22 protein-coding genes are annotated in these 24,901 nt (G+C 72.3%); 12 read left to right on the top strand and 10 right to left on the bottom strand.

What is annotated here, in order from left to right; translation table 11 throughout:
• Positions 1 to 12 precede the first annotated feature (12 nt).
• Positions 13 to 1,437 carry an MFS transporter gene (locus tag ACOKM3_RS37595; protein ID WP_426905740.1) on the top strand — a complete coding sequence of 475 codons (1,425 nt, stop codon included), beginning with the start codon at positions 13 to 15 and terminating at the stop codon, positions 1,435 to 1,437.
• Positions 1,438 to 1,516: 79 nt separating this feature from the next.
• Here ACOKM3_RS37595 and ACOKM3_RS37590 read toward each other — a convergent pair whose 3' ends face one another.
• Both ACOKM3_RS37590 and ACOKM3_RS37585 read right to left on the bottom strand, forming a co-directional pair.
• The gene (locus tag ACOKM3_RS37590; protein WP_426905739.1) at positions 1,517 to 3,058 is read right to left on the bottom strand and encodes a serine/threonine-protein kinase; all 1,542 of its coding nucleotides are present in this window, start codon (positions 3,056 to 3,058) and stop codon (positions 1,517 to 1,519) included.
• 100 nt (positions 3,059 to 3,158) lie between these two features.
• Positions 3,159 to 3,365 carry a tautomerase family protein gene (locus ACOKM3_RS37585; protein WP_426905738.1) on the bottom strand — a complete coding sequence of 69 codons (207 nt, stop codon included), beginning with the start codon at positions 3,363 to 3,365 and terminating at the stop codon, positions 3,159 to 3,161.
• Between the two features lie 211 nt (positions 3,366 to 3,576).
• On the opposite strand from ACOKM3_RS37585, the gene ACOKM3_RS37580 reads away from it, so the two are divergent.
• Entirely contained in the window at positions 3,577 to 4,446 is an 870-nt protein-coding gene (locus tag ACOKM3_RS37580; protein ID WP_461856267.1) for a helix-turn-helix transcriptional regulator, read from the top strand.
• 27 nt (positions 4,447 to 4,473) lie between these two features.
• On the opposite strand, the gene ACOKM3_RS37575 is transcribed toward ACOKM3_RS37580, so the two are convergent.
• The gene (locus ACOKM3_RS37575) at positions 4,474 to 5,088 is read right to left on the bottom strand and encodes a PAS domain-containing protein (protein ID WP_426906996.1); all 615 of its coding nucleotides are present in this window, start codon (positions 5,086 to 5,088) and stop codon (positions 4,474 to 4,476) included.
• A 231-nt stretch (positions 5,089 to 5,319) separates the two neighbouring features.
• On the opposite strand from ACOKM3_RS37575, the gene ACOKM3_RS37570 reads away from it, so the two are divergent.
• Complete coding sequence (locus tag ACOKM3_RS37570) at positions 5,320 to 8,502, top strand: cytochrome P450 (protein WP_426905735.1); 3,183 nt, start codon at positions 5,320 to 5,322, stop codon at positions 8,500 to 8,502.
• A 28-nt stretch (positions 8,503 to 8,530) separates the two neighbouring features.
• On the opposite strand, the gene ACOKM3_RS37565 is transcribed toward ACOKM3_RS37570, so the two are convergent.
• The 3 genes from ACOKM3_RS37565 to ACOKM3_RS37555 all read right to left on the bottom strand — a co-directional run bounded on the left by ACOKM3_RS37565 (position 8,531) and on the right by ACOKM3_RS37555 (position 11,339).
• Positions 8,531 to 9,589 carry an ABC transporter substrate-binding protein gene (locus ACOKM3_RS37565; RefSeq protein WP_426905734.1) on the bottom strand — a complete coding sequence of 353 codons (1,059 nt, stop codon included), beginning with the start codon at positions 9,587 to 9,589 and terminating at the stop codon, positions 8,531 to 8,533.
• Between the two features lie 72 nt (positions 9,590 to 9,661).
• Entirely contained in the window at positions 9,662 to 10,525 is an 864-nt protein-coding gene (locus tag ACOKM3_RS37560) for an ABC transporter permease (RefSeq protein ID WP_426905733.1), read from the bottom strand.
• Positions 10,515 to 11,339: an ABC transporter ATP-binding protein gene (locus tag ACOKM3_RS37555; protein ID WP_426905732.1), complete on the bottom strand. Its 825-nt coding sequence runs from the start codon at positions 11,337 to 11,339 to the stop codon at positions 10,515 to 10,517. The genes ACOKM3_RS37560 and ACOKM3_RS37555 overlap by 11 nt, the downstream gene beginning before the upstream one ends.
• Positions 11,340 to 11,562: 223 nt before the next feature.
• On the opposite strand from ACOKM3_RS37555, the gene ACOKM3_RS37550 reads away from it, so the two are divergent.
• Together ACOKM3_RS37550 and ACOKM3_RS37545 are read left to right on the top strand one after the other, a co-directional pair.
• Entirely contained in the window at positions 11,563 to 13,218 is a 1,656-nt protein-coding gene (locus tag ACOKM3_RS37550) for a sensor histidine kinase (protein WP_426905731.1), read from the top strand.
• The gene (locus ACOKM3_RS37545; RefSeq protein ID WP_426905730.1) at positions 13,215 to 13,925 is read left to right on the top strand and encodes a response regulator; all 711 of its coding nucleotides are present in this window, start codon (positions 13,215 to 13,217) and stop codon (positions 13,923 to 13,925) included. The genes ACOKM3_RS37550 and ACOKM3_RS37545 overlap by 4 nt, the downstream gene beginning before the upstream one ends.
• On the opposite strand, the gene ACOKM3_RS37540 is transcribed toward ACOKM3_RS37545, so the two are convergent.
• Entirely contained in the window at positions 13,922 to 14,542 is a 621-nt protein-coding gene (locus ACOKM3_RS37540) for a TetR/AcrR family transcriptional regulator (RefSeq protein ID WP_426905729.1), read from the bottom strand. The two genes, ACOKM3_RS37545 and ACOKM3_RS37540, sit on opposite strands and share 4 nt — an antisense overlap.
• Positions 14,543 to 14,679: 137 nt before the next feature.
• On the opposite strand from ACOKM3_RS37540, the gene ACOKM3_RS37535 reads away from it, so the two are divergent.
• From ACOKM3_RS37535 to ACOKM3_RS37505, 7 genes are all read left to right on the top strand, one after another.
• Positions 14,680 to 16,083: a purine-cytosine permease family protein gene (locus ACOKM3_RS37535; RefSeq protein ID WP_426905728.1), complete on the top strand. Its 1,404-nt coding sequence runs from the start codon at positions 14,680 to 14,682 to the stop codon at positions 16,081 to 16,083.
• A 47-nt stretch (positions 16,084 to 16,130) separates the two neighbouring features.
• Positions 16,131 to 17,837, top strand: a complete 1,707-nt coding sequence (locus ACOKM3_RS37530) for an amidohydrolase (RefSeq protein ID WP_426905727.1) — start codon at positions 16,131 to 16,133, stop codon at positions 17,835 to 17,837.
• A 194-nt stretch (positions 17,838 to 18,031) separates the two neighbouring features.
• Complete coding sequence (locus tag ACOKM3_RS37525) at positions 18,032 to 18,676, top strand: hypothetical protein (RefSeq protein ID WP_426905726.1); 645 nt, start codon at positions 18,032 to 18,034, stop codon at positions 18,674 to 18,676.
• A complete protein-coding gene (locus ACOKM3_RS37520; protein WP_426905725.1) occupies positions 18,673 to 20,010 on the top strand; it encodes a copper resistance CopC/CopD family protein in 1,338 nt (445 codons plus the stop codon). Before ACOKM3_RS37525 ends, ACOKM3_RS37520 begins: the two co-directional genes overlap by 4 nt.
• A 65-nt stretch (positions 20,011 to 20,075) precedes the next feature.
• Positions 20,076 to 21,176 carry a cupredoxin domain-containing protein gene (locus tag ACOKM3_RS37515; protein WP_426905724.1) on the top strand — a complete coding sequence of 367 codons (1,101 nt, stop codon included), beginning with the start codon at positions 20,076 to 20,078 and terminating at the stop codon, positions 21,174 to 21,176.
• Positions 21,177 to 21,320: 144 nt separating this feature from the next.
• The gene (locus ACOKM3_RS37510; RefSeq protein ID WP_426905722.1) at positions 21,321 to 21,845 is read left to right on the top strand and encodes a hypothetical protein; all 525 of its coding nucleotides are present in this window, start codon (positions 21,321 to 21,323) and stop codon (positions 21,843 to 21,845) included.
• Positions 21,833 to 22,531, top strand: a complete 699-nt coding sequence (locus ACOKM3_RS37505; protein WP_426905721.1) for a cupredoxin domain-containing protein — start codon at positions 21,833 to 21,835, stop codon at positions 22,529 to 22,531. Before ACOKM3_RS37510 ends, ACOKM3_RS37505 begins: the two co-directional genes overlap by 13 nt.
• Here the strand turns inward: ACOKM3_RS37505 and thiD are convergent, their stop codons facing one another.
• Genes thiD through thiM form a run of 3 tightly spaced genes read right to left on the bottom strand, consistent with a single transcriptional unit; the run spans position 22,532 to position 24,890 of the window.
• Positions 22,532 to 23,353 carry a bifunctional hydroxymethylpyrimidine kinase/phosphomethylpyrimidine kinase gene (gene thiD, locus ACOKM3_RS37500; RefSeq protein ID WP_426905720.1) on the bottom strand — a complete coding sequence of 274 codons (822 nt, stop codon included), beginning with the start codon at positions 23,351 to 23,353 and terminating at the stop codon, positions 22,532 to 22,534.
• The gene (thiE, locus tag ACOKM3_RS37495; RefSeq protein ID WP_426905719.1) at positions 23,350 to 24,072 is read right to left on the bottom strand and encodes a thiamine phosphate synthase; all 723 of its coding nucleotides are present in this window, start codon (positions 24,070 to 24,072) and stop codon (positions 23,350 to 23,352) included. The genes thiD and thiE overlap by 4 nt, the downstream gene beginning before the upstream one ends.
• Positions 24,069 to 24,890 carry a hydroxyethylthiazole kinase gene (thiM, locus tag ACOKM3_RS37490; RefSeq protein WP_426905718.1) on the bottom strand — a complete coding sequence of 274 codons (822 nt, stop codon included), beginning with the start codon at positions 24,888 to 24,890 and terminating at the stop codon, positions 24,069 to 24,071. The genes thiE and thiM overlap by 4 nt, the downstream gene beginning before the upstream one ends.
• Positions 24,891 to 24,901 lie beyond the last annotated feature (11 nt).

The raw sequence follows: 24,901 nt of genomic DNA, 5'->3' as shown, positions 1-24,901 counted from the left end.
ATTGACCCGAAGATGTCCGCTTCTGCCACCGGCCCGGCCCCTGCCAAGACCGCCGCGCCGTCACCCGCCTCCGGCCCGAACCCGGCCGCGCCGGTCAACCCGCGTTCGCGGGTCCTGATCGCCAGCCTCATCGGAACGACGATCGAGTTCTACGACTTCTACGTCTACGCGACCGCAGCCGTACTCGTCTTCCCCGCGCTCTTCTTCCCCAGCAGCGACCCGACCACCGCGCTCCTGTCGTCGTTCGCCGTGTTCGGCGCGGCGATGGTGGCCCGGCCCATCGGCGCGGCCTTCTTCGGGCACCTCGGTGACCGGCTCGGCCGCAAGAAGACGCTGGTCGTCTCGCTGCTCACGATGGGCATCGCCACCTTCCTCATCGGCGTGCTGCCCACGTACGGGTCGATCGGCTGGGTCGCCACCGCGTTCCTCGTGCTGATGCGGCTCGCGCAGGGTTTCGCGCTCGGCGGCGAGTGGAGCGGCGCGGCGCTGGTCGCCACGGAGAACGCGCCTCCGGGCAAGCGGGCGCTGTGGGGTACGTTCCCGCAGCTGGGCGCGCCGCTCGGGTTCATCATCGGCAACGGCCTCTTCCTGGTCATCGCCGCCCTCCTGCCGTCCGCGGCGGGCGCCGACCCCTCGCAGCCTTCGCAGGCGTTCCTGTCGTGGGGCTGGCGGATCCCGTTCCTGTTCTCGGCCGTGATGGTCGCGATCGGCCTGTGGGTGCGGATGCGCCTGGTCGAGGCGGAGGTCTTCACCAAGACGCAGGAGACCAAGAAGGTCCGCAAGCTGCCGCTGGCGACCGTGTTCCGGCACCACTGGAAGCAGCTGATCCTCGGCACCTTCGCGATGCTGGCGACGTACGTGCTCTTCTACCTGATGACGACGTTCTCGCTGAGCTACGGCCGCACCGCGAAGGACGCCGCCGTCCCCGGGCTCGGCTACAGCTACACCACGTTCGTGCTGATGCTGATCTTCGGCGTGGTCTTCTTCGCCGCGTTCACGCTGATCTCCGGGCCGCTGGCCGACAAGTACGGCCGCCGCAAGACGCTGGCCTGGATCACCGCGGGCATCTTCGTGTTCGGCCTGGCGTGGGTGCCGCTGATCGGGCTCGGCACGCTCGGTGTAGTGCTGTGGCTGGTCCTCGGCTTCACGCTGATGGGCCTCACCTTCGGCCCGATGGGCGCGCTGCTCCCGGAGATGTTCCCGACGTCCGTGCGCTACACCGGCTCCGGCATCTCGTACAACGTCAGCTCCGTCCTCGGCGCGGCCGTCGCCCCGTTCATCGCGGTGGCGCTGTGGGAGGCCGGCGACGGCTCTCCGTGGCTGGTCGGCGTCTACCTGTCGGCGATGGCCGTCCTCACCCTCGTCGCGCTGCTGTGCAGCAAGGAGACGAAGAACGTGGACCTGGGGGAGCTGGAGGCGGGCGAGAGCCCGGCGTAACCACCCTCTACGTAAGAGCCCGGACCACCCCTTTGCGGGCGGTCCGGGCTTTTGCGTGTGTCATCGCCGACTACGTGTCTCATCCCCTGCCCGGGTCGAACGACTTCAACAGGACGCGCAGCGCCTGGCGGTTCGTGGTCGCGGTGAAGGTGTCGGCAGGGGTCGTCCAGCGCAGCGAGAAGCCGCGCTCGCCGCCGAGGCGGAAGCCGCGCCCGAAGGTCCGCACCCGCTCGTTCCCGCTGCCGGCCAGCCACTCCATGTCGGCGGCCCGGAACCCCTGGTAGGTCGTGCCGCGGATGGCCCCGACGCGCCGGTACCCGGTCCGCTGCCGCAGTGCGGGTTCCACGTCGTCGCGCCAGACCGCGACCGGGTCCCGGTCGACGCGTTCGGTGTACGTGACGGCGAGGCGGCGGTCGTCCCCGCTCGCCCCGAAGTCGACGCGGTAGGCGCCGTCCGGCGCACGCGTGATGCCCTGGCGCCGCCAGCCCGTCGGCAGGGCGAGGGAGAACCCCTCGGGCGCGTCGTAGCGGCGGAAGCCGGGCGGCAGGGCAGGTGCTGGGGAGGAGGAGACGGTGGGACGCGGGGCAGGAGCGCGCCCAGAAGCAGCGCCGGGCGACGAGGAGCCCGACGAGCCCGAGCCGGGCGGCTGATGGGTGACGGCCAGGACCGCGACCGTCACGGTCACGACGGCCAGAGTGGTGCCCGCCGCCATGGCCCGCCTGCCCCATGCCCGGCCCGCCCTCCGGGCCGCCGCGTACGCGCAGCCCCGCAGCCGGGGCCGTGGGAGCGGAGCGGCGACCGCGTCCGGATCCTCGTCCAGTACGCGGCTGAGGACCTCGCGCACCACGCCTCGGGGAAGCCGCTCCCGGGAGTCCTTCCTCAGCAGCCCCTCCACGGCCCGGGTCAGCGAGCCGGCCCGCTGCGGGGCGCGCAGCGGCTGCCGGTCCACGCTCCGCAGCGTGAGCTCGGCCGGGCCCCGGTCACGGTACGGCGGCCGGCCCTCGACCATCCGGTACAGCAGCGCGCCGAGCGCCCACAGGTCGGCTGCGGGTCCGATGCGTTCGTCGCGGGCCTGTTCCGGGGCGGCGTACGCGGGCGCGGTGATTCTCTGGGCCAGGGTGACGCCGGCCAGGCCGAAGCCGGTGAGTACGATGCCGCCACTCTCGCGCAGGAACACCTGGCCGGGGCCGAGTTCGCCGTGGGTGATGCCCTGCGCGTGGGCGGCGTCCAGCACGTCGAGCAGTTCGAGACCGATGCGGGCCGCCCGCATGTACGTGAACGACCCCTCCACGTCGAGGAGTTCCCCCAGCGGCAGTCCTTCGATTCCCTCGGTGACGGTCCACAGCGCCCCGGCCTCCGTGACCGCGTCGACCACCGTGGCGACCCGGCCCGGCCTCAGCAGCCGGACGGCCTCGGCGGTGCGCAGGACGCGAGCGGTGATCCGGCGGGCGGCCTTCCGGTCCGTGCCGTCCGGGAGCACGATCCGGGTGAGCAGCCGGGGGCGCGCGGCCTCCAGGTCCTCACCACGCCAGCAGACGTGGTTCGTCTCCCGGTGGACGACCTCCAGGAGCCGGTACCGCCCGGCGACCGTGCCTGCGGCGGACCCGCACCCCTCGACCATGGTCACCCCTTCGTTGAGCCTGCGGCCGGCTTTTCGCCCAGGGATACGAAGGGTGGGGGCGGGTGTGTTCACCCGGCCCCGCGGAAGGTGCTCGCGGATCTCAACTGCGCCCGAGGATACCGGCGTTGAGGACGCTGCCGCCCAGGCTCCAGCCGCCGTCGGCGACCTCTTCGAGGATGACGAGGGTGGTGGCGCGGGCGCGCTCTCCGTAGACGTCCGCGAACGCGTCGGTGACGGCGTCCTGCAATTTCTTCTTGGAGGCCGCCGTGAGCGTGTCGGCGGGCACCTTGAGGTTGGCGTAGGGCATGGGGTGCGTTCCCTTCACAAATGGTTCGTTGCTTGCACAAGGTGGGGTGGTGGGCGACGACGTGGGCGATGTCGTCCGGCGGGGCGCTTCCGCAGAACTGCCGGCGTGGTCCATGCGATCCACGATGCGGCGCCCGCGGCGTGCGTGCCAGGGGATGTCATCCCCTGGGTCGGCGGCCCATCGGCGGGCCGCATGCGCGCAGACTGGGCGCGTGGCTTCTCTCAAGTACACCGGCAAGTACACCGAGCTCGGCGCCTTCCTGCGCTCGCGCCGCGAACGCATCCGCCCCGAGGACGTCGGCCTGGTCACCGGTCCGCGCCGCCGGGTGCCGGGGCTGCGCCGCGAGGAGGTGGCGCAGCTCGCGGGCGCCTCGGTCGACTACTACAACGAGCTTGAGCGGGGCGCGGGCTCCCAGCCCTCCGAGCAGATGCTCGCGGCGCTGGCCCGCGCGCTGCGCCTGACGTCGGACGAGCGCGACTATCTGTACCGCCTCGCCGAGCGCCCGCTGCCCGCCGCCGGAGGGCCGCAGGCGCATGTGCACCCCGGCATGCTGGATCTGCTCACGCGGCTGACCTCGACGCCGGCGCAGGTCATCACCGATCTGCACGTCACGCTCGTGCAGAACCCGCTCGCCGTCGCGCTGCTCGGCGACCATGCGCGGTTCCGCGGCAAGAACGTGAGCTTCGTGCACCGCTGGTTCACGGACCCCGACGCTCGGCGCCTGTACCCCGAGGCGGATCACGAGGCGCAGTCCCGCGCGTTCGTCGCCGATCTGCGGGCCGCGGCGGCGCGCCGCGACGCGAAGGACCCCGAGGCCCGCGCCCTCATCGCCGAACTGACCACGCGCTCCGCCGAGTTCGCCGCCCTGTGGGCCCGGCACGAGGTCAAGGTCCGGGCGAACGACCGTAAGCGCATCAACCACCCCAGCCTCGGCACGCTGGAGGTCAACTGCCTCAACCTGTTCAGCGAGGACGGCCGCCAGCGGCTGCTGTGGTTCACGCCCGCGCTGGGCACCGACAGCGCGGACAAGCTGGAGCTGCTCGCCGTCATCGGGACACAACTCACCGACACCCCGCGCTGACCGGTCGCGGGCTCCTGTGACGTACCGTCAGGCGCCCGCCTCGGGCGGCGGCGACGCGACCCGCGGTGGCCACACCCCCGCCACCAGCACGCCCTCCGCATACGCCCGCGCCACCAGCTCCGTGCGGTTCGACGCGCCCCAGCGGCGCGACAGTTGACGCAGGTGGTACGTGACGCCGTCGGTCGTCAGGCCGGCCTCGCGGGCCGCTCGGGCCGTCGTCGCGCCGGCGGCGAGCAGCGCCAGGATCCGCGCCTCCTGCGGGTGCGTCGGCGCGGCCGTGGACGGCATCGGGTCGGGCACGGGCGACGCGTCGAAGACCCGTACCGTCACCAGCAGATCCGGCACGCGATTGGCCCGCTCGCTCACCGTGTCGACGATCAACTCGCCCCGGCGCCGCACCCCGTCGCCGCCGCGCCAGGCCACCGCCACCGTGTAACGGGAACGACGGCCCGTCTTCTGCGCCTGGGTGATCCGGTCGACCTGGGCCGCGTCGACCGGGACGAACAGGTCGAGGATCGAACGTCCCTTGAGCCGGCCCGCTGTGGTGCCCCACTCCAGGGCGAACGCGGCGTTCACCAGTCGTACGTCGCCGTAGGGGTCGCACACCGCGACCGGCATCGGGATCCGGTCGAACAGCACCATCGCGCGATTGCGCCACACCACGGCGTCCCCGGTGTCCACCGACTCCTCACCTCCCGCCCCCGTACGCACCGCTCTGCCACGGACGGCGTCCGCGCACAAGTCCGATACACCGTCAGCCACTACACAATCATGTAGTGGACGGGGCCTGGCCAGCGGGGGGAGCGGATCAAGCTGGAAGCCGCAGCTCCCCACTCCGCGCCAGCAGGTCCCCTTCCGTGAAAGGCCCCCACCATGACGGACTCCCCCACACCGACCCCCGAGGACAGCGCCTACGCCGACGCCGGTGTCCCCGTGATCGACGTCACCGCCACCGGCCTCGGCGCCGGACCGCTGCAGCAGGTCATGGGCCTGATGCGGGAGCACGGTCCCGTGCTGGTGCGGCGGGTGCACGGGCGGGACGCCCTGTTCGTGTCCGAGCTCGACCTCGTCACCGAGCTCGCCGACGAGACACGGTTCGCCAAGGGCATCGGTCCTGCACTGCGCAACGTCCGCGAGTTCGCCGCCGACGGCCTGTTCACCGCCTACAACGACGAGCCGAACTGGGCGCGGGCCCACGACATCCTGATGCCGGCCTTCGCGCTCGGCTCCATGCGTACGTACCACCCGGTGATGTACAAGGTGGCGCGCCGCCTCGTCGAGTCCTGGGACCTGGCGGCGGGCGACGGCAGCCCGGTCGACGTGCCCGGTGACATGACGCGGATGACGCTCGACACCATCGGACTCGCCGGTTTCGGCTACGACTTCGCCTCCTTCGAGAGCAGCGAGCCGCACCCGTTCGTCGAGGCGATGGTGCGCTGCCTGGAGTGGAGCATGAAGCGCCTGGCGCGGGTGCCCGGCGGTGACTACGAGGCCGCCGACGCGGCGTTCCGCGCCGACGCCGACTATCTGGCGCAGGTCGTCGACGACGTGATCAGCGCGCGCGTCGAGAGCGGGGAGCGGCACACCGACGACCTGCTCGGCCTGATGCTGACAGCCGAACACCCGGTGGACGGCTCCACGTTGGACACGGCCAACATCCGCAATCAGGTCATCACGTTCCTGATCGCCGGGCACGAGACGACGTCGGGTGCCATGTCCTTCGCCCTGTACTACCTCGCGAAGAACCCGGCCGTCCTCGACCTCGTACGCCGCGAGGTGGACGCCCTGTGGGGTGACACCACGGACCCGGAGCCGGACTTCGACGAGGTCGGCCGGCTCACGTACACCCGGCAGGTCCTCAACGAGGCGCTGCGGCTGTGGCCGACGGCCGCCGCGTTCAGCCGGGAGGCCCGCGAGGACACGCTGCTCGGCGGCCGTGTCCCGGTCCGTGCTGGGCAGGGCGTGCTCGTGATGGCGCCGATGCTGCACCGGCAGCCGGTGTGGGGCGACAACCCGGAGCGCTTCGACCCGAACAGGTTCACGCCGGAGGCGGAGGCGGCACGTTCGCCGCACGCCTTCAAGCCCTTCGGTACGGGCGAACGGGCCTGCATCGGGAGGCAGTTCGCGCTGCATGAGGCGACGATGCTGCTCGCGATGCTCGTGCACCGCTACCGCCTGGTCGACCACGCCGACTACGAGCTGACGGTGAAGGAGACCCTCACCCTGAAGCCGGACGGCTTCACCCTCACCCTCGCGCCGCGCACCCCGGCCGACCGCCGGCACACTCCGCTGCCGGGCGCCGCGACACAGGGCGAACAGGCCGTGCGGGACGGCGAGTTGCCGACCCGCGTCCTCCCCGGCACCCGCGCCCTGTTCCTGCACGGCAGCAACTACGGCACCTGCACGGGGCTCGCCGCCCAGCTCGCCGACGAGGCCGCGGCGCTCGGCTGCGACACGGAGGTCGCCCCGCTGGACGCGTACGCGGACGGTCTGCCGGCCGACCGTCCCGTGGTGATCGTCGCCGCGTCCTACAACGGCCGTCCCACCGACGACGCCGGGCAGTTCGCCGCCCGACTGCTCGACACCGACACACCGACCGAGGGTGTGTCGTACGCCGTGCTCGGTGTCGGTGACCGCAACTGGGCCGCCACCTACCAGCACTTCCCCACCCACATCGACGAGCACCTGGCCGCGCACGGCGCCGACCGGCTGTGCAAGCGGGCCGCCGCCGACGCCTCCGGCGACCTGGGCGGCACCGTCCGCGCCTTCACCGCCGACCTGCGCACCGCCCTCCTGGAGCGGTACGGCGACCCGGAGGCCACCGCCGCGAACACCCCCGCCGAGTCCACCGCCCCGTACGAGATCCGCGAGATCACCGGTGGGCCGCTGGCCGCCGCGACGGCGAGGCACGGGCTCGACCCGCTGACGGTCACCGAGGCACGCGACCTGACGGCGCCCGGCCACCCCCGCGTCAAGCGGTTCGTGCGGCTCGCGCTGCCCGATGGTGCGTCGTACCGGACCGGCGACCACCTCGCGGTCCTGCCCGCGCACGAGGACGGGCTCGTCGACCGCGCGCTGAAGGTCCTCGATCTCGACCCGGACGCGCTGCTCGACATCCGGGACGCCCGTCCGCGGCGCGATGCCCTGCCCCTCGACCGGCCCGTGACCGTACGCGAACTGCTCACGTTCCACGTCGAGTTGCAGCACCGCCCGGGCCCGGACGAGGTGGCCGCGCTCGCCGCCGCCAACCCCTGCCCGCCGGAGGCCGCAGCGCTGCGGGAGCTGCCCGCCGACGACCCGCGCACCTTCCTCGACCTGGTCGAGGACCACCCGGCGCTGCGCGAGGCCCTCGACTGGAACCTCCTCCTCGGCCTCCTTCCGCCGCTGCGCCCGCGCCACTACTCCATCTCGTCCAGCCCGGCCGAACTCCCGGGCCACGTCGACCTGATGGTGTCCGTGCTCGACGCGCCCGCCGCCTCCGGCACCGGCCGCTACCGCGGCACCGGCTCGCACCACCTGGCCGCCCTCCGCCCCGGCGACACCGTCCTCGGACGCGTCCAGCCGTGCCGCGACGCCTTCCGCATCGGCCCTGACACCCCGGAGCCCGTCATCATGATCGCCGCCGGGACGGGCCTCGCCCCGTTCCGCGGAGTGGTCGCCGAACGAGCGGCGCAGGGCACCCAACAGGCTCCCGCGCTCCTCTACTTCGGCTGCGACCACCCCGAGCGGGACTTCATGCACGCCGACGAACTCCGCGCCGCCGACGCCGCGGGCGCGATCTCCCTCCGCCCCGTCTTCAGCGACGCCCCGGTCGACGGCCACGCCTTCGTCCAGCACCGCATCGCCGCCGAGGGCGCCGAGATCGGCCGCCTCCTCGACGCGGGGGCGCGGGTGTACGTGTGCGGGGACGGCGCCCGGATGGCACCGGGTGTGCGCGCCGCGTTCCGGGCACTGCACCGCGAACGCACACCGGGCGCCGACGAGGCGGCGGCCGAGCAGTGGCTCACCGAATTGATGGCCGAGGGACGGTACGTGGAGGACGTGTACGGCGGCTGACGGCCGCACAAGTCCGCCGCGGGCCTGTTCAGTTGGCCTTGTCGGTGAATTCGGTCGTGTACGTCTTCTTCAGGTCGATGGTGGCGTCCTTCAGGTTCGGATTGAAGGACTTCAGGACCCGCTGCACGGTGGCGGGTCCGTCGGCCGGCATCCTGCCGTCCTTGGTGAACATGGGCAGCGTGCTGTCGATGGCCTGCGCGTACAGGCCCGCGCCGCCCTGCGCGTAGTCGCCGGGCATCTTGGCGGCGATCTCCTTGGCGCTGTGCGCGGACATCCACTTGAGGGTGCGGACGAACACCTTGGCCAGCTTCTGGACGGTGTCCTTGTGCCCGTTCACCCAGTCGGTGTTCATGTACAGGCTGGACGACGGGTACAGGCCGCCGAGCGCCTTCTTGGAGCCTTCGGGGGTCCGCATGTCGACCACGGCCTTGCCGAGCTTCTTGTCGACGATCTGGGCGACGGTCGGGTCGGTGGTCATCCCGCCGTCGATCGAGCCCTTCTTCAGGGCGGAGATGAACGTCTGCCCGGCGCCGACGGCGACGTTGGTGAACTTGTCGGTGGAGACACCGTCGTGGACGCCGAGGTACTTCGTCAGGAAGTCGGTGGACGAGCCGAGGCCGGTGACACCGAGCTTCTTGCCCGCGAAGTCCTCGGGCGACTTGAGGCTGCCGGCCGCCTTGTTGGAGACGACCTCGACCTCGCCGGGGGTACGGGCCAGCTGCACCACGGACTCGACCTGCTTGCCCTTGGTCTGCAGGTCCAGGGTGTGGTCGTAGAAGCCGACGACGCCCTGCACGTTGCCTGCGACGAGGGAGGTGGTGGCGTCGATGCCGGCCGGCTCGCTCAGCAGCTCGATGTTCAGGCCCTCGTCCTTGAAGTAGCCGAGGCGCTGGGCCAGCATCGCCGGCAGGTAGATGACCTTGTCGATGCCGCCCACCATGATCTTGACCTTGCCTCCCTTGCCGCCTCCCCCGGCGCCGTCCGCGGACTTGGAGGAGACCTCGTCGGCGCAGCCGCTGAGCGCGGCCAGGGCGGCGAGGGCCGCAGTGGCGGCGGTCAGTCTGGTGGTCAGAGTACGACGGGACATGTACGGCTCCTGACGGACGAAACGGGCGGGGAAGGTGCAGCGGACGGTGAGGGTGCGGCGGAAGGCGGAGGTTCAGCGGGCGTCGTGACCGGCGGGCTTCCAGCGGAAGAGCCGGTTCTCCAGGAAGGTGAGCAGTCCCTCGGCGAGCAGGGCGACGACGGCGAGGATGACCATGGCGGCGTAGACGCCCGCGGAGTTGAAGGTGCCCTGGGAGGCGGAGACGAGCAGGCCGATGCCCTTGGTGGCGCCGATGTACTCGCCGACGATGGCGCCGATGAGGGCGAAGCCGAAGCTGACGTGGAGGCTGGTGAAGATCCACGAGGTGGCGGCGGGGATGACGACCTGGAAGGTGACCTGCCGGTCGCGGGCGCCGAGGATGCGGGCGTGGTCGATGATGTGCCGGTCGACCTCGCGGGCGCCCTGGAAGGCGTTGAAGAAGACCGGGAAGAAGACCAGGACGACCGCGGAGGCCACCTTGGAGGCCGGTCCGAGGCCGAACCAGATGAGGAAGATCGGGGCGAGGACGATGCGCGGCAGCGCGTTGAGGACCTTGATGTAGGGGCCCATCACGTCGGCGAGGAAGCGGACGCGGCCGAGCGCGATGCCCAGGACCACGCCGCCGATGACACCGATGACCCAGCCGAGCAGTGCCTCGTAGAGCGTGTACCAGATCTGTTCGAGGAGGGAGCCCTGCGGGGTTCCGTGCAGGGCCCACTGCTGGATCTGGTCCCAGATCTTCGAGGGCATGGAGAAGTTGAACGGGTCGATGACGCCGGCCCGGGAGAACCACTCCCAGATGCCGAGGACGAGGACGAGCAGCGCGGCCCGCGACAGGAGGACGATGCCGCGGCGGCGGCGCGCGGCTCGCGCGCGTTCCTCGGAGCGTGCGGGCTTGACCACGGTGGCGGCGGGGGCGGTCGAGGTGTCAGGCGGCATGCTGGGCGCTCCTTTCGCGGGTGATGCGGACCTCTTCGCCCAGCGAGGACCAGATCTCGCGGTAGATCTCGACGAAGCGCGGCTCCAGGCGGATCGACTCGACGCGGCGGGGCCGCGGCAGGTCGATCGTGAAGATCTCCTTGACGGTGGCGGGTCCCGCGGTCATGACGACGACCTGGTCGGCGAGCGCGATGGACTCCTCCAGGTCGTGGGTGACGAAGACGACCGAGGAGCCGGTGCCGGCCCACAGTTCCATCAGCTCGTCCGACATCAGGGCGCGGGTCTGCACGTCGAGGGCGGAGAACGGCTCGTCCATGAGCAGGATGGACGGGTCGTTGACGAAGGTGGAGGCGAGGGCGACGCGCTTGCGCTGGCCGCCCGACAGCTGGTGCGGGTAGCGGTCCTCGAAGGAGCTCAGGCCGACGCGGGCGAGCCACGCGCGGGCCCGCTCCCTGGCCTCCGGTTTCGGCACACCACGGAACCGGGGCCCCGCCATGACGTTCGACAGAACGGTGCGCCAGGGAAAGACGGCGTCCTGCTGGAAGACGAAGCCGACCCGCTCGTCGATGCCCCGCACCGGCGTGCCCGACAACATGACCTCGCCCTCCGTCGGTTCCTCCAGGCCGCTGACCAGGGTGAGGGTGGTGGACTTCCCGCAGCCGGTGGGGCCGACGACGGCGACGAACTCGCCCTGCCCGACGGTCAGATCGAGGTCGTGGACCGCGGTGTGCGGGGTCCCTGACGGGGTGCTGAAGGCCTTGCGGACACCGCGCAGTTCGATGGCCGGACTCGATGGGCTTGGCAGGCTTGTCATGCCGCGGAACGTTAGGAACGGCGGCACGGCCTGGGAAGTATTGGCCCGCAACCGCCGGTTGTGCCCGTTGCAGGGGATTGTGCTCATTGTGCCGACGGCGCGCGCAGGAGGTGGCGCCCGGGGCCTTCCCCGGCCAAAACACCTGCGGCTACGGTGCGTTCACCCCCGCGAAACGTCCGCTCGCGCGGGAGAGTTCCCGAAGGCAGGTGTCACCGTGGCCCGCATGCGCATCGGTTGGCCCAGGCAGGTGTTCGCGCAGGTGCTGATCGCGCAACTGCTCATCACCATGGGCGTACTGCTGTTGCTGACGGGGCTGTTCCTGCAGCCGCTGCGCACCCAGCTGGACGACCAGGCGGAGCATCAGGCGCTGGCCATCGCGCAGACCACGACGGCCGATCCGGCGATCGCCTCCGGACTGCTCACGAGCGCGCCCGATCCGCGGGGGCCGGTGCAGCGGCAGGCCGAGCGCACCCGTGCGGCGACCGGCGCGCTGTACGTCGTGGTGATGGACCTGCGCGGAATCCGCTGGTCGCACACCAATGTCCGCAAGGTCGGACACCATGTGTCGACCGATCCGTCGCTCGCGCTGCACGGGCACGTGGTGCTGCAGATCGACCGGGGGACGCTGGGCACGTCGGCGCGGGCGAAGGTGCCGCTGCGGGACCGCTCCGGCCGTGTGATCGGCGCGGTGTCGGTGGGGATCGCGTACTCCGGGGTGCAGGACCGTCTGATGGCTGCCCTGCCGGGGCTGCTGCGCTACGCGGGCACGGCGCTCGCGGCCGGTGCCTGCGCCGCGCTGCTGGTGGCCCGCATCCTGCGCAAGCGCACCCATGGTGTCTCGGTGGGTGACATCTCGGCGCTGCTGTCGGAGCGGGAGGCGATGCTGCACGCCGTACGGGAAGGTGTCATCGCGCTGGACGGACGCGAGCGGGTGCGGCTCGTGAACGACGAGGCGGCGCGGCTGCTCGCGCTGGAGGACGGGGCGGCGGGACGCGCGCTCAAGGACGTGCTGCCGCCCGGCCGGTCCCGCGATGTCATCACCGGGCAGGTCACCGGCCGTGATCTGCTGACCGTCCGGGGGAACCGGGTGCTGATCGCCAACCGGATGCCGACGCCGGACGGCGGCGCGGTGGTCACGCTCCGGGACCGCACCGAGGTGGAGCTCCTGGGCCGTGAACTCGATTCCACCAAGGGCCTGTTGGACGCGCTGCGCGCCCAGGACCACGAGCACGCCAACCGTCTGCACACCGTCCTCGGCTATCTCGATCTCGACATGGGCGCGCGGGCACGCAGCTACGTCGCCGGTCTGACCAGCGCCCGGCGGGCCTCGGCCGGGGAGGTCGCGGAGCGCGTGAGGATGCCGATGGTCTCGGCGCTGCTGGCCGGGAAGTCGGCGATCGCCGCGGAACGCGGGGTGACGCTGCGGCTCTCCGACCGCACCCATCTGCCCTCCGGGCCGATCGAGGCGCGGGACCTCGTGACCGTCCTCGGCAACTTGATCGACAACGCGCTCGACGTGGTCGGCGGCGGCCGGGCGGCCCGCCCCGTCGTCGAGGTCGAGGCCTTCGTCGAGGCCGACACGGTGGTGCTCCGCGTCAGCGACAACGGGCCCGGTGTGCCGGTGGAGCTGCGCGACACGATCTTCCAGGAGGGCTGGAGCACGAAGGAGTCGCCCGCCCACCGCGGCCGCGGCCTGGGCCTCGCCATGGTCCGCAGCCTCGCCGAACGCTACGGCGGGACGGCCCGGGTCGCCGCGCGGGCGGGTGGCGGCGCCGTGTTCACGGTCGTTCTCCCCGACATCGTTTCGCGGGGCGCGCCGCCCGGACCCGTCCCGGTCGCCGCCCTGACCGCACGCCAACATCCAGGAGACACACCGTGATGGACGTTCTGGTGGTCGACGACGACTTCCATGTCGCGGAGATCAACGCCGCCTATGTGGAGAAGGTGGCGGGGTTCCGTGTCGTGGGCACGGCCCACACCGCCCTGCAGACGATGCGGATGCTGGAGGACCGGCATGTCGACCTGCTGCTCCTCGACCACTATCTGCCCGACCGCACCGGCCTCGACCTCGTGCGCGCGCTGCGCCAGCGCGGTGTGCGCAGCGACGTCATCATGGTCACGGCCGCGCAGGACGTCGACGTCGTCGAGGCGGCGCTGCGTTACGGCGTGCTGCACTACCTCGTCAAGCCGTTCACGTTCGAGGGGCTGCGCTCCCGCCTGGACGGCTACGCCGAGCTGCGCCGCACCCTGCGGGACGCGGGCGGGGCGGCGACTCCGGGCCAGAAGCAGATCGACCGCATCTTCGGCGCGGTGCGGGCGCCGGCGGGCGGTGCCCCGCCGACACCGGCCAAGGGCTGGTCGGGCCCCACGGTGGAGCTGATCCGCGAGGTCCTCGCGGCCGCCGAGACCCCGCTGTCCGCCCATGACGTGGCCTCCCGCACGGGCATCAGCCGCTCGACGGCGCAGCGCTATCTCCGCTACCTCCAGGAGCAGGGGGTGCTCGACCTGTCACTGCGCTACGGCGACGCGGGCCGGCCCGAGCACCGGTATGCGTGCGCTTCCTCGGGGCCCGCGAACGAGTGCTAGGGCCTGTCGGCCGCGGGCACCAGCGCCGCCGCCGCCGAGCGCGCCGCGGCCAGCGCCTGGCGGCGTTCGGCGCCCGGCTGGCCCAGGACGACGCGGGTGCTCAAACCGTCGAGCAGCGCGAGGAGTTGGGCCGCGCGGCCGGGGACGTCGTCGACGGCGAAGGCGCCCCGGTCGACTCCCTTGGCGAGGATCGCCTCCAGGTCGCGCTGCCAGCCCTGGTCCAACTCCTGCTGCGCGGCGCGCAGTTCGTCGTCGGCGCCGGAGCGTGCCCACAGCTCGATCCAGAGCATCCAGCGCGGGTCGCGGGGGCCGGCCGGCAGATACAGGTCGAGGAAGAGGTCGAGCCGGCGGGCCGGGGTCACCCGGCGGGCCAGCAGCCCCGCCCGCTCCTCGGTGAGCGCGGCCTCGCTGTAGCGCAGGGCCTCGACGAGCAGCAGGTTCTTCGAGCCGAAGTAGTAGAGCAGGTGGCCGCCGCTGGTGCCGAGCCGCTTGGCGAGCGAGGCCATGGTCAGGTACGCGAGGCCCTGCTCGGCGACGACGGCCGTCGCTTCCTGGAGCGTACGGGTCCGCAGATCGCCGCCCGGCCGTCCCGGCCGTGCCGCTGTCGACCCTGCCATCCGCTCCGCCCCTCACCACTGTTCGTACGGATCGCAGCCTACCTCTTGACGTGGGGCGGCACCGCGCCGCATCTTGAATGCCATTCAAGGTTCTTGAACGGCATTCAAGCCGTTCCCCTGCGATGAGAGGCGACGGCATGACCGCACCCCCGACCGCGCGGGACGCGCCCGCCCAGGCACCCCGGGACGAGGTGTTCCAGGTCGAGGAGCACGGCATCGACCCGATCCCGGAGTCCGAACGGCACGGCGGGGCGCGGGACCTGTTCTGGCTCTGGTTCGGTTCGAACCTGACGTTCACCTACGTCATCAACGGCGCGCTCGCCGTCTCGTTCGGGCTGTCCTTCTGGCAGGCGGTGCTCGCGGTCGTCCTCGGCGGCCTGACGTTCTTCGCCATCAGCGCGGCGGGCATGAGCGGCGTACGGACGGGCACGGCGACGCTGGTGATCTCCCGCGCCGCGTTCGGCGTGCGCGGCAACTGGCCGGCGGGCCTGCTGAACTGGATCGTCAGCATCGGCTACACCATCGTGAACACCGTCGTCGGCGTGCTCGCGCTCCAGGCGATCTGCGCCGAACTCGGCTGGCACGGCACCGCCGCCCGCGCCGCGAGCCTCGCCGCCACCCTGGCCCTCACCTTCGCCGTCGCCCTGTGGGGCCACGCGACCGTGCAGTGGGCCGAGCGCTGGCTGGCGTACGCGCTGACCATCGGGTTCGCGGCGATGCTGCTGTTCCTGCTGCCGGGCACGGACACCGGCGCCGCGCCCGCGCCGGGCGGTGCGGCCGGCTGGTCCCTCGCGTTCGTCGTGGTGCTCGCCGGCCCGATCAGCTACGTGCCGATGCCCGCCGACTACACCCGCTACCTCCCGACGACCACCACGATGCGCGCGCTCACCTGGAACGGGGCACTCGGCGGACTCATCTCCTCCGTCGCCCTCGGCGTCGCCGGCGCGGCGGCCGCGACGCAGGCCGACCTCACGGACGCGGTGGCCGGGACGCAGGGGCTGCTGCCCACCTGGTTCCAGCCGCTCTTCCTCGCCCTGGTGCTCGGCGGCTCGGTCACCAACTCGATCATCACGCTGTACTCGTCGAGCCTCAACCTCCAGGTCCTCGGCATCCCCTGGAGCCGCGCGAAGGCGATCCTGATCAGCGCGGCGGTGACGGCCGCCGGTTCGCTCGCCGCGCTGTTCCTGGTCGATTTCACGGAGTCGCTGCTCTCCTTCCTCTCGCTGCTCGTCATCGTGTTCGCGCCGTGGGGCGGTGTCTTCCTCACCGACATGGTGCTGCGCCGCTGCCGCTACGACGCCGAGTCCCTGCACACCGGACGTGCCGGCCGCTACTGGTACCGCGCCGGCTTCAGTCCCGCCGGCCTCACCGCCCTGGTCGTCGGCATGGTCTTCGCGGCGCTCACCTGCGACAGCGCCCTGTGGCGCGGCCCGCTCGTGGCCCCGCTCGGCGGCATGGACCTCAGCGCCCTCGGCGCCGTCGTCGCGGCCGTCGTGTACGCGGCCCTCGCACGCACCAGCGCGCGCCCGCACACCGCCTGACACCTCTTCCCTCACCACACCCTCGTACGAGAAAGAACCGCATCCCCATGGCACGCGCACAGCACCACTCCCCCGAACCCGCCCCCGCCGACCTCGTCCTGCGCGGCGCCCGTATCCACACCGTCGATCCGGAGCTGCCCGCGGCCGAGGCGCTCGCCGTGCGCGACGGGCGGATCGTGTGGCTCGGCGACGACGCGGACGCCGGGCCCTGGACCGGCCCGGACACCCGGGTCGTCGACGCGGAGGGGCGCCTCGTGCTGCCCGGGTTCATCGACGCCCACAACCACGTCCGGCTCGGATCGGACGACGCCTGCGTCCAACTGGCCGGAGCGGCAAGCCTTTCGGAGATCCACGACCGCATCGCCGCGTGGCGCGAGCGGAACCCGGACGCCGCCTGGATCGAGGCCGAGGCGTTCGACTACTCGGCGCTGCCGGACGGCCGGATGCCCACGGCCGCCGACCTCGACCCGGTCACCGGCGACACCCCCGCCATGGTCCTCAGCTACGACGTGCACACGGCCTGGCTCAACACGGCGGCCCTGGACCGGCTCGGCGTCCGGGCCGACCGCACGGAACTCCCCTTCGGCGTCGCCCAGACCGACCCGACGACGGGTGAACCGACGGGATTCGTACGGGACTTCGCCGTGCGTGGGCTGTCCCGCGACGGCCACCGGGCGCTGCGCGAGCTCGGTGTGCCGTGGGCATCCCCGGAGCGGCAGTACGGGCGGCTCGTGAAGTCGCTGGACGACGCGATCCGGTTCGGCATCACCACGGTGGTGGAGCCGCAGAACTCCCTGGACGACCTGGCCCTGTTCGAGCGGGCGAGGGCCGAGGGGCGGCTGCGCTCGCGGCTCGTCGCCGCCCTGTTCCACCCGCACGGCACCTCCGACGCGGACCTCGACGACTTCGAGGCCGCCACGCGCGCGTACCGCGACGAGCGGATGCGACTCGGCCCGCTCAAGCTGTACATCGACGACGTCGTGGAGCCGCGCACGGCCGCGCTCCTCGAGCCGTACTCGACCGGCTGCGGGGGGCACCGGGGCGAGACCTTCTACCCGGCCGAGGAGTTCGCCGACCTGCTCACGAAGCTGGACGCACGCGGTTTCCAGTGCTTCGTGCACGCCACCGGCGACCGGGGCATCCGCACCGTCCTGGACGCGGTCGAGCAGGCCCGCGCCGTCAACGGCCCGCGCGACGCCCGCCACCAAGTGGTGCACGTCGAGTGCCTGGACCCGGCGGACGCCCCGCGCTTCGCCGAGCTCGGTGTCGTGGCCTGCATGCAGCCGCGGCACTGCGCACCGGAGATCGCGGGCCCGGGCCAGGACTGGGCGGCGAATGTCGGCGCGGGCCGCTGGCACAAGGCGTGGCCGATGCGCACCCTCGACGCGGCCGGTGCGACGCTCGCCTTCTCCAGCGACTGGAACGTCGCGGAGATGGACCCGATGATCGGCATCTACACGGCCGTCACCCGCAAGCCGCTGGCCGGCGGCCCGGCGTGGATGCCCGACGAGACGGTCGACGTCGCCACGGCCGTGCACGCCTACACGATGGGTTCGGCGTACGCCAACTTCCTTGAGGACGAGCGGGGTTCACTGTCCGTGGGCAAGGTCGCGGACTTCTCCGTGCTCTCCCGGGACATCCTGCGGGCCACTCCCGAGGACATCCCCGGCACCGTCGCCGAGCTCGTCGTGGTGGCGGGGGACGTGGTCCACGAGGCAGGCATATGCAGGAGCGGGCATTCCGTGAAGAATTGATGAGCACCTTGCTCCTTTTCGCCATTTCTCTCTGTACGGCAATGCGTGCATTCCACCGGTGAAGACCTTTCTCACAGTGGGCCGGGTCGCAGAAATGAGGCAATGAAACCGCGCATTAACTGACGCGTATCCACCGGGACTCCTGACGTCGATGCACTCCTTGGCATTGCAGGTCCGCCGTCAGGAGGAAATTCATGTCCTTCTTCGCCAGGGCTTCCTGGCCAGGAGACCACCGTGACGAGGTCGTGGCCGGCGCGCTCGCCGCCGCCGTGATCATCGTCCTCGGCTACGCGTCCGGCATCGGCGCAACGGCCGATCAGCCCACAACCGGCTCCGCCCCGCCGACCGTCGGGGTGCCCGCCTCGCCGTCCGCCCCCGGCAGCCCCGAACCGGCGCCGACCGAGTCCCCCACCTCGGATTCCGGAGGTGCCGGAACCGGGGACCCCGGCGTGCTGCCCGTGGGCGGAATTCCCGGCGGCGGTTCGGAAGGAGCGGGGGGAGCCGCGGGTAGCCACGACGGGCACGGAAATTCCGGTGGCATTCCCGATGGCGGCTCCGGCCATTCCGGTCACACGTCGCCGACCCCGTCGGCCCCCTCATCACCGCCGTCCGCCACCCCTTCACCCTCCCCCTCCTCCCCCTCGACGTCGCCGTCGTGCGCGGACGGAGAAGTCCGCCTCGTACAGCCGCTCCTGAAGGGGGCACTCACCCCGGTGACCGGGCTTCTGGACGGCCTGACCAACGGGGGCGACAAGACCGCGTCCGACGAAGAGGTCACCCCCTCGCCGTGTGTCGGTCTGGCCTCCGACCCCGCCCTGCTCACGGAGTTGACGCCGTGAGAACTCGCTCCCTTTACGTCATCGTCCTCACCCTCCTGGCGCTTCTGTTCACGGCCCCCGCCGCCTCCGCACACACCGAGCTGGAGTCCTCGTCCCCCAAGAGCGGGGCCCGCCTCGACAAGCCCCCGAAAGAAGTCACACTCACCTTCACCGAGCCCGTCGACCTCGCCGACCTCCATGTCACGCTGGGCGGCGACGAGTTGGCGCTCGCGCAGGAGAAGGTTCGCGACACCGTGGCCGTCACCGTCCCCGAGCGCAAGGCCAAGAAGGCCGGCCGTCGCCTCACCCTGGATTGGCATGTACGCAGCAAGGAGGACGGGCATCCGACCTCCGGGTCGCTGTCCTTCACGCTCCCCGCGCACGCCGGTTCCACCGCTCCGGACCACACATCCACGGACGGCGCCGCCGCGCCCGCGGTCGGGCCGTCCGGCACGGTCCGCACCGCCTGGGCCGTCGCCCGCTGGGTCGGGTATCTCGCGCTGGCGCTGTACGTCGGCGGGCTGGCCTTTGTGGCGATGCTGTGGCCCGAGGGCACACGGGAGCGCAGGACCCGGCGGATCCTCGCCTCGTCCTGGGCGGCCGGCCTCGTCGCCACCGTGGCGGCGGCCGGGCTACAGGGCGCGTACGGCGCGATGGGCTCGATCGGCGACGCGTTCAAGGCGTCCACGTACGTCGACCTGCTGGGCAGCGAAGTCGGTGTCGCCCTGGCGTGCCGGGCCCTGATGTGGGTGCTCGCGGCGGTGGTGCTCGCCGCGCTGCTGCAGAACGGCGAGCGCGCCGCACGGTCGCCGGGCTGGCGGGTCGGTGCGGCCGTCGTCTGCCTGGGACTGCTGCGCACCACGGGCATGGCGGGCCACAACTCCGAGGGCGGTCACCCGGGTTGGGGCGCGGTCGCCGACCTCGTCCATCTGCTCGGCATCTCGCTGTGGCTGGGCGGGCTCACCCTGCTGCTGGCCGGCGTGCTGCCGCGCCGCCGCCCGGACGAGATGTCGACCGCCGTCTCCGGTTACTCGATGCTCGCCGGGGTGTCCGTCGCCGCGATCGCGGCGGCCGGAGCCGTACTCACCTGGCAGGTCGTCGGCTCGTTCGACGCCCTCTTCGCCACCGGCTACGGGCAGTTGCTGCTCGTCAAACTCGCCCTGCTCGCCGGGGTGTTGCTCATCGCCCAGCGCAGTCGCGGCTGGGTCCGCACCCGGCTCGACATCGCCGTTCTGCTGCGCGGGGACCGCGCGACGGTACGGCCCTTCGTCTACTCGGTCGCGGCCGAGACGGGGCTCGTCCTCGTCGTGCTCGCCGCGACGAGTCTGCTGGTCACCGCCGCTCCCGGCCGTTGACCCGCGTACCACCATCACCCCATCCAAAAGCCGATCCGCAAGGATCCGTGAGGAGAAGTACCTTCATGACTACTGACGTTTCCGATCGCGACACGCAGGTGCGGCAGCGCCCGCCGTCCCGGCGCGGCAATCGTGTCCTGCTCGCGGCCGGGCTCGGCGCCGCCCTGGCGTCCGTGGGCTGCCTCGGCCTCCTCCAGGCGGCCGACGGAGCGGCGGCTCCCGCCCCCGCCGCGGCCCAACCGGCCGCCGACGCCCACTCGATGGCACAGACGCAGGAGCAGCGGCCCGCCGCCGCGGCGGCCGGGGCCGACCACACCATGAAGATCGCGGACATGAAGTTCGCGCAGGCCAAGATGACCGTCAAGGTCGGCGAGACCGTGAAGTGGGTCAACGAGGACACCGCTCCGCACACGGTCACCGCGACGAGCGGCCCCGCGAAGTTCGACTCGGGCACGATGGAGAAGGGCGACAGCTGGTCGTACACCTTCACCAAGCCCGGAACCTATGAGTACTACTGCGCCGTGCACCCCGACATGGTCGCCTCGATCACGGTGGTGGCGGACGACTCCGGGGGCGGGGCGGGCGGTTCGGACACGGGTGGTTCGGGCAGCACGGGTGGTTCCGGAAGCGCGGGCGGCTCCGGCTCCGGTGGCTCGACCGGCGGCAGCGGGTCCGGCGGGTCGACGGGCGGTTCCACCGGCGGCTCCTCCGGCGGTTCGTCCGGGGGCCACGAGTCCGGCGGCTCCATGGGCGGTGCCACCGGAGGGTCGAGCGGCGGTTCCGGCGGTGGCGACGACGGTGACGACGCCGGGCAGTGCCAGAGCGTCCAGCAGGTCCTCCTGCCCATCCTTCAGCACCTCAACAAGGCCCACCTGGAGGAGTCCCCCGGCCAGCAGGTCCAGGACGCGCTGAAGCTGGACAGCTACATCAAGATGCACACCGTCTGGGTCGAGTCGATCCTCGAGCCGACCGTGGAAGGCGGCGGCTCCGTCCTCGACGACACGCTCGGCGTCCTGCTCCAGCACGTCAACAAGGCTCACCTGGAGGAGTCCCCGGGCCAGCAGGTGGCGGACATCCTCAACCCGGACGCGTACGTCAAGATGCACACGGTCTGGGCGGAGCACCTCCTCGCGCCGTCGATCAACTACGTCTCGACCTCCTGCTGAACCGAGGTCGCCGACGAAGGCGTGTGATGGCGGGCCGGCCGAGTCGCAGTCGGCCGGCCCGCCACCGCCGCCATTGTCCCCAACCGACCCGCCCAATGCCATGCCCCTCCCTCGTGAACCGAGGTACCCGCCGTGAGCGCACACATGACCACGCAGACCCTGCCCGTCCCGTCCACCGCTCCACCCGGACCCGGCCCTTCCTGGCTGCCACGCCCCGGCGCGTACGCCGCGGCCGGTGACCGCTGCATCGTCGAAGTCACCACCCGGCTCGGCCCGTTGACCACCCTGCGCCGCCGCGTCACCGCCGACGAGGCGACACTCACCGTCGCAACCTCGCCCGACGACTGCGTACTGGCCCTCAGGCTCACCGGGGACGCGCTCGACGGCGACGAGCTCTCGTTCGTCAGCAGCGCCCTCGAACCGCGTTCGGGCAGCGCCGAGTTGCTCGTCCACGGTGAGCTGGCCACGGCCGACCCGACCGTTCCCGGCGTCCCCGCGACGCTGCCCCTGCGCGTCGTCGCCCGCACCGACGACACACTCCTCGTCCTCGGAACCGCCCGCGTCCCCTACGGCCACCTGCGCCGCACCACGGGCTTCGCCCTGTCCCGCATCCGCCCCGCAGACCAGCTGCGTCTGCTCGTCGCCGCGAAGTTCACATGCCCCGCCTGACCCACCGCGCCGCCCGCCTCGCGCTCGCCACCGCGCTCAGCTCGGGCGCCGTCGTGTTCCTCCCCGTCCCCGCCGCACACGCGGCGAGTCACCAAGTCCTCATGTCGGACTACAAGTTCGGGCCCCGTACGCTCACGATCCCGGTCGGCGACAGTGTCACCTGGGTCAACCAGGACACCGCGCCGCACGACGTCAAGACCACGTCGGGCCCTGCCTCGATCCACTCACCGATGCTCGACAAGGGCGGCACCTGGAGCCATACGTTCACCAAGGCGGGCTCGTACGGCTACGTCTGCACCGTGCACCCCGGGATGACCGGCGGAATCGTCGTCAAGGCCGCCGCGACCACCCGCGCACCGGCTCCCAGCACCCCTCCTCCGGAGGCCGCACACACCCACGAACATCCCAGCCCGACACCCACCAAGACGTCGAGCACGAGCCCCACGCCCAGCTCGACGCCGTCGCCGTCCGAACACCACAGCAGTGCGGCCGCCGCACCACCGGCCCCCGCATCCCCCACACCGCAAGCGGAGCAGACCCCGGCGACCCAGGCCGTCGGCGCCGCCCGCCCGCTCGACCCGCTGCTCGTCCTGGCCGGGATCGTCGCCGGGTGCGCCGTGCTCTGCCTGCTCCTGGTCGGCTCCCGAGCGGCCGCGGCCTCCGCGCACACCACCGAAGGGAAGTGATCACACCGCCCGGAACCGCCACCCATGGTCGACGGGCCCGATCCCGGCGCCCAGCGCGAACCCCGCCGCGATCGCCCCGGTGACGTACTCCTTCGCCCGGCGCACCGCCTCCGGCACCTCGTGCCCCTGTGCCAGGCCGACCGCGACGGCCGAGGCGAGGGTGCAACCCGTGCCGTGAGTATGGGCGTTGTTGTGACGCGGCGAGCGCAGCCAGTGCTCGTCCGTGCCGTCGGTGAGCAGGTCGACGGCCTCGCCGGGCAGGTGACCGCCCTTGACGAGCACCCAGCGGGGGCCGTACGCGAGCAGCCGCTCGGCGGCCCGCCGCATGTCACGTTCCGCGGTGTCGGCCTCGACGGCGACGCCGGTGAGTTCGGCTACCTCGTCGAGGTTGGGGGTGACGACGGTCGCCACCGGCAGCAGGCGGTCCCGTACGGCGTCGATCGCGTCGTCGGCGAGCAGCCGGTCGCCGTGCTTGGAGACACTGACGGGGTCGACGACTACGGGGGCCGGCGCCTCGGACAGCAGCTCGGCGACCGTGACGACCATGTCGGGGTCGGCGAGCATGCCGGTCTTGAGCGCCTGCACGCCGATGTCGTCGACGACGCTGCGGTACTGGGCGCGCACGGCGTCGAGCGGAAGGCTCCAAGCGCCTTGTACGCCAAGGGAGTTCTGGGCCGTCACGGCGGTGAGCACGCTCATGCCGTGCGCGCCGAGGGCCAGCATGGTCTTGAGGTCGGCCTGGATCCCGGCGCCTCCGCCGGAGTCGGACCCGGCGATGGTGAGCACGCGGGGCGGCGCGACCGCGGGTGGTGTCCCGGTCATGCGGAGACATCCTTTCGGATACGGCTACGGGTGTGGGTGTCCCGGCTGCCGGTCCAGGCGTCGGCGTAGGACCGGGCGGCGGCGCGGGGGTCGTCGGCGGCGCAGATGCCGGAGACGATGGCGGCCCCCGCGGCGCCGGCGGCCCGCAGGTGCGGCAGGTCGGCGGGAGTCACGCCACCGATGGCCACGGCGGGCAGCGCACTCTGCCCGGCCAGCGCGGCGAAGCCGTCGAGGCCGAGCGGCTCGGGGGCGTCCGCCTTGGTGCGGGTGGCGTGCAGGGCGCCGATGCCGACGTGGTCGACGCGGGCGTCGGATGTCGCGGCGGCGCCCAGCTCCTCGGCGGTGGCCGCACTCAGCCCCAACACCGCGTCGTCGCCGATGAGTTGACGTACGGAGGTGGCGGGCAGGTCGGACTGGCCCACGTGGACGCCCGTGACGCGTGCGCCGTTCGCCCGTGCGGCCAGGAACACGTCGACCCGGTCGTTGACGATCAGCGCGACGTGCTCGGGCAGGACCTCGGCGACGTCCCGGACGGTGCGCAGGAACTCCCGTCCGCTCGCGTGCTTCTCCCGGATCTGTACGGCGGTGACTCCTCCGGCCACGGCCTGCGCGACGGTCTCGGCCACGGTGCGACCGCGGGCCGCGCACTGCGCGGTGTCGGTGACCAGATACACCGACAGGTCGATCCCGGCAGCCACCGGGTGCGGACGCGCCGTCATGACACCTCCGCCCGCTTCGCGAGGTCCTCCGGGGTGAGCGCGGCGAGCGCGTCCAGGAAGCCGACGGCGAAGCTGCCGGGTCCGGCCGCGGTCCGGGCGGCGGACTCGGCGGCGACCGTGTACGCGGTGGCGGCGGCCACCGTGGTCACGAACCGGTCCGCGTCCACCGCGGCGAACGCGGCCATCACCGCGCCCAGCGCGCAGCCGCCGCCGGTCACACGGGTCAGCAGGGCGTCCCCGTTGGCGATCCGGGCACTGCGTGTGCCGTCGGTGACGTAGTCCACGGGGCCCGACACGGCGACCACACTGGCCGCCGTCCGCGCGAGCTCCACGGCCGCGCCCTCGGCGTCGTCGACACCATGCGAGGCGTCCACGCCCCGGCCGCCGCCGCCCGCGCCCGCCAGCGCGATGATCTCGGAGGCGTTGCCCCTGATCACGGTCGGCCGCAGCGCGAGCAGGTCGGCGGCGAGCGCCGTACGCACCGGCAGCGCGCCGATGGCCACCGGGTCGAGCACCCACGGCGTGCCCGCCTCGGCCGCGGCCCGCGCCGCCTCGGGCATCGCGGCGCGCTGCTCGGCGCGCGGGGTGCCGAGGTTGACCAGCACGCCCGAGGCCACGCGGGCGAAGGGCCCCGCCTCGTCGGGGATGTCGACCATGGCGGGCGCGGCGCCCACCGCGAGCAGCACGTTGGCGGTGAACCCGGTGACCACCGCGTTTGTCAGGCACTGCACCAGCGGTGCGTCCTGCTGTACGCGCCCGAGAGCCCGCGCCGCGAAGGCGACGAGGTCATCGGGGCGACCGGGGGACGTCTGAGGCATGGGGTGACTCC

It is taken from the genome of Streptomyces nidicola, assembly GCF_050106155.1.
GTDB lineage: Bacteria > Actinomycetota > Actinomycetes > Streptomycetales > Streptomycetaceae > Streptomyces.
The sequence above is the reverse complement of the archived record's forward strand: the minus strand, read 5'-3'. Positions and strand labels throughout refer to the sequence as shown.

Excerpts from the sequence above, each read along its gene's own strand:
- ACOKM3_RS37540 (WP_426905729.1), bottom strand. The coding sequence starts at position 14,542 with ATGGCAGGGTCGACAGCGGCACGGCCGGGACGGCCGGGCGGCGATCTG.
- ACOKM3_RS37515 (WP_426905724.1), top strand. The coding sequence starts at position 20,076 with ATGACTACTGACGTTTCCGATCGCGACACGCAGGTGCGGCAGCGCCCG.
- ACOKM3_RS37565 (WP_426905734.1), bottom strand. The coding sequence starts at position 9,589 with ATGTCCCGTCGTACTCTGACCACCAGACTGACCGCCGCCACTGCGGCC.
- thiD (WP_426905720.1), bottom strand. The coding sequence starts at position 23,353 with ATGACCGGGACACCACCCGCGGTCGCGCCGCCCCGCGTGCTCACCATC.
- thiE (WP_426905719.1), bottom strand. The coding sequence starts at position 24,072 with ATGACGGCGCGTCCGCACCCGGTGGCTGCCGGGATCGACCTGTCGGTG.
- ACOKM3_RS37535 (WP_426905728.1), top strand. The coding sequence starts at position 14,680 with ATGACCGCACCCCCGACCGCGCGGGACGCGCCCGCCCAGGCACCCCGG.
- ACOKM3_RS37505 (WP_426905721.1), top strand. The coding sequence starts at position 21,833 with ATGCCCCGCCTGACCCACCGCGCCGCCCGCCTCGCGCTCGCCACCGCG.
- ACOKM3_RS37550 (WP_426905731.1), top strand. The coding sequence starts at position 11,563 with ATGCGCATCGGTTGGCCCAGGCAGGTGTTCGCGCAGGTGCTGATCGCG.
- ACOKM3_RS37530 (WP_426905727.1), top strand. The coding sequence starts at position 16,131 with ATGGCACGCGCACAGCACCACTCCCCCGAACCCGCCCCCGCCGACCTC.
- ACOKM3_RS37560 (WP_426905733.1), bottom strand. The coding sequence starts at position 10,525 with ATGCCGCCTGACACCTCGACCGCCCCCGCCGCCACCGTGGTCAAGCCC.
- ACOKM3_RS37510 (WP_426905722.1), top strand. The coding sequence starts at position 21,321 with ATGACCACGCAGACCCTGCCCGTCCCGTCCACCGCTCCACCCGGACCC.
- ACOKM3_RS37555 (WP_426905732.1), bottom strand. The coding sequence starts at position 11,339 with ATGACAAGCCTGCCAAGCCCATCGAGTCCGGCCATCGAACTGCGCGGT.
- ACOKM3_RS37525 (WP_426905726.1), top strand. The coding sequence starts at position 18,032 with ATGTCCTTCTTCGCCAGGGCTTCCTGGCCAGGAGACCACCGTGACGAG.
- ACOKM3_RS37585 (WP_426905738.1), bottom strand. The coding sequence starts at position 3,365 with ATGCCCTACGCCAACCTCAAGGTGCCCGCCGACACGCTCACGGCGGCC.
- ACOKM3_RS37590 (WP_426905739.1), bottom strand. The coding sequence starts at position 3,058 with ATGGTCGAGGGGTGCGGGTCCGCCGCAGGCACGGTCGCCGGGCGGTAC.
- thiM (WP_426905718.1), bottom strand. The coding sequence starts at position 24,890 with ATGCCTCAGACGTCCCCCGGTCGCCCCGATGACCTCGTCGCCTTCGCG.
- ACOKM3_RS37575 (WP_426906996.1), bottom strand. The coding sequence starts at position 5,088 with ATGGTGCTGTTCGACCGGATCCCGATGCCGGTCGCGGTGTGCGACCCC.
- ACOKM3_RS37570 (WP_426905735.1), top strand. The coding sequence starts at position 5,320 with ATGACGGACTCCCCCACACCGACCCCCGAGGACAGCGCCTACGCCGAC.
- ACOKM3_RS37595 (WP_426905740.1), top strand. The coding sequence starts at position 13 with ATGTCCGCTTCTGCCACCGGCCCGGCCCCTGCCAAGACCGCCGCGCCG.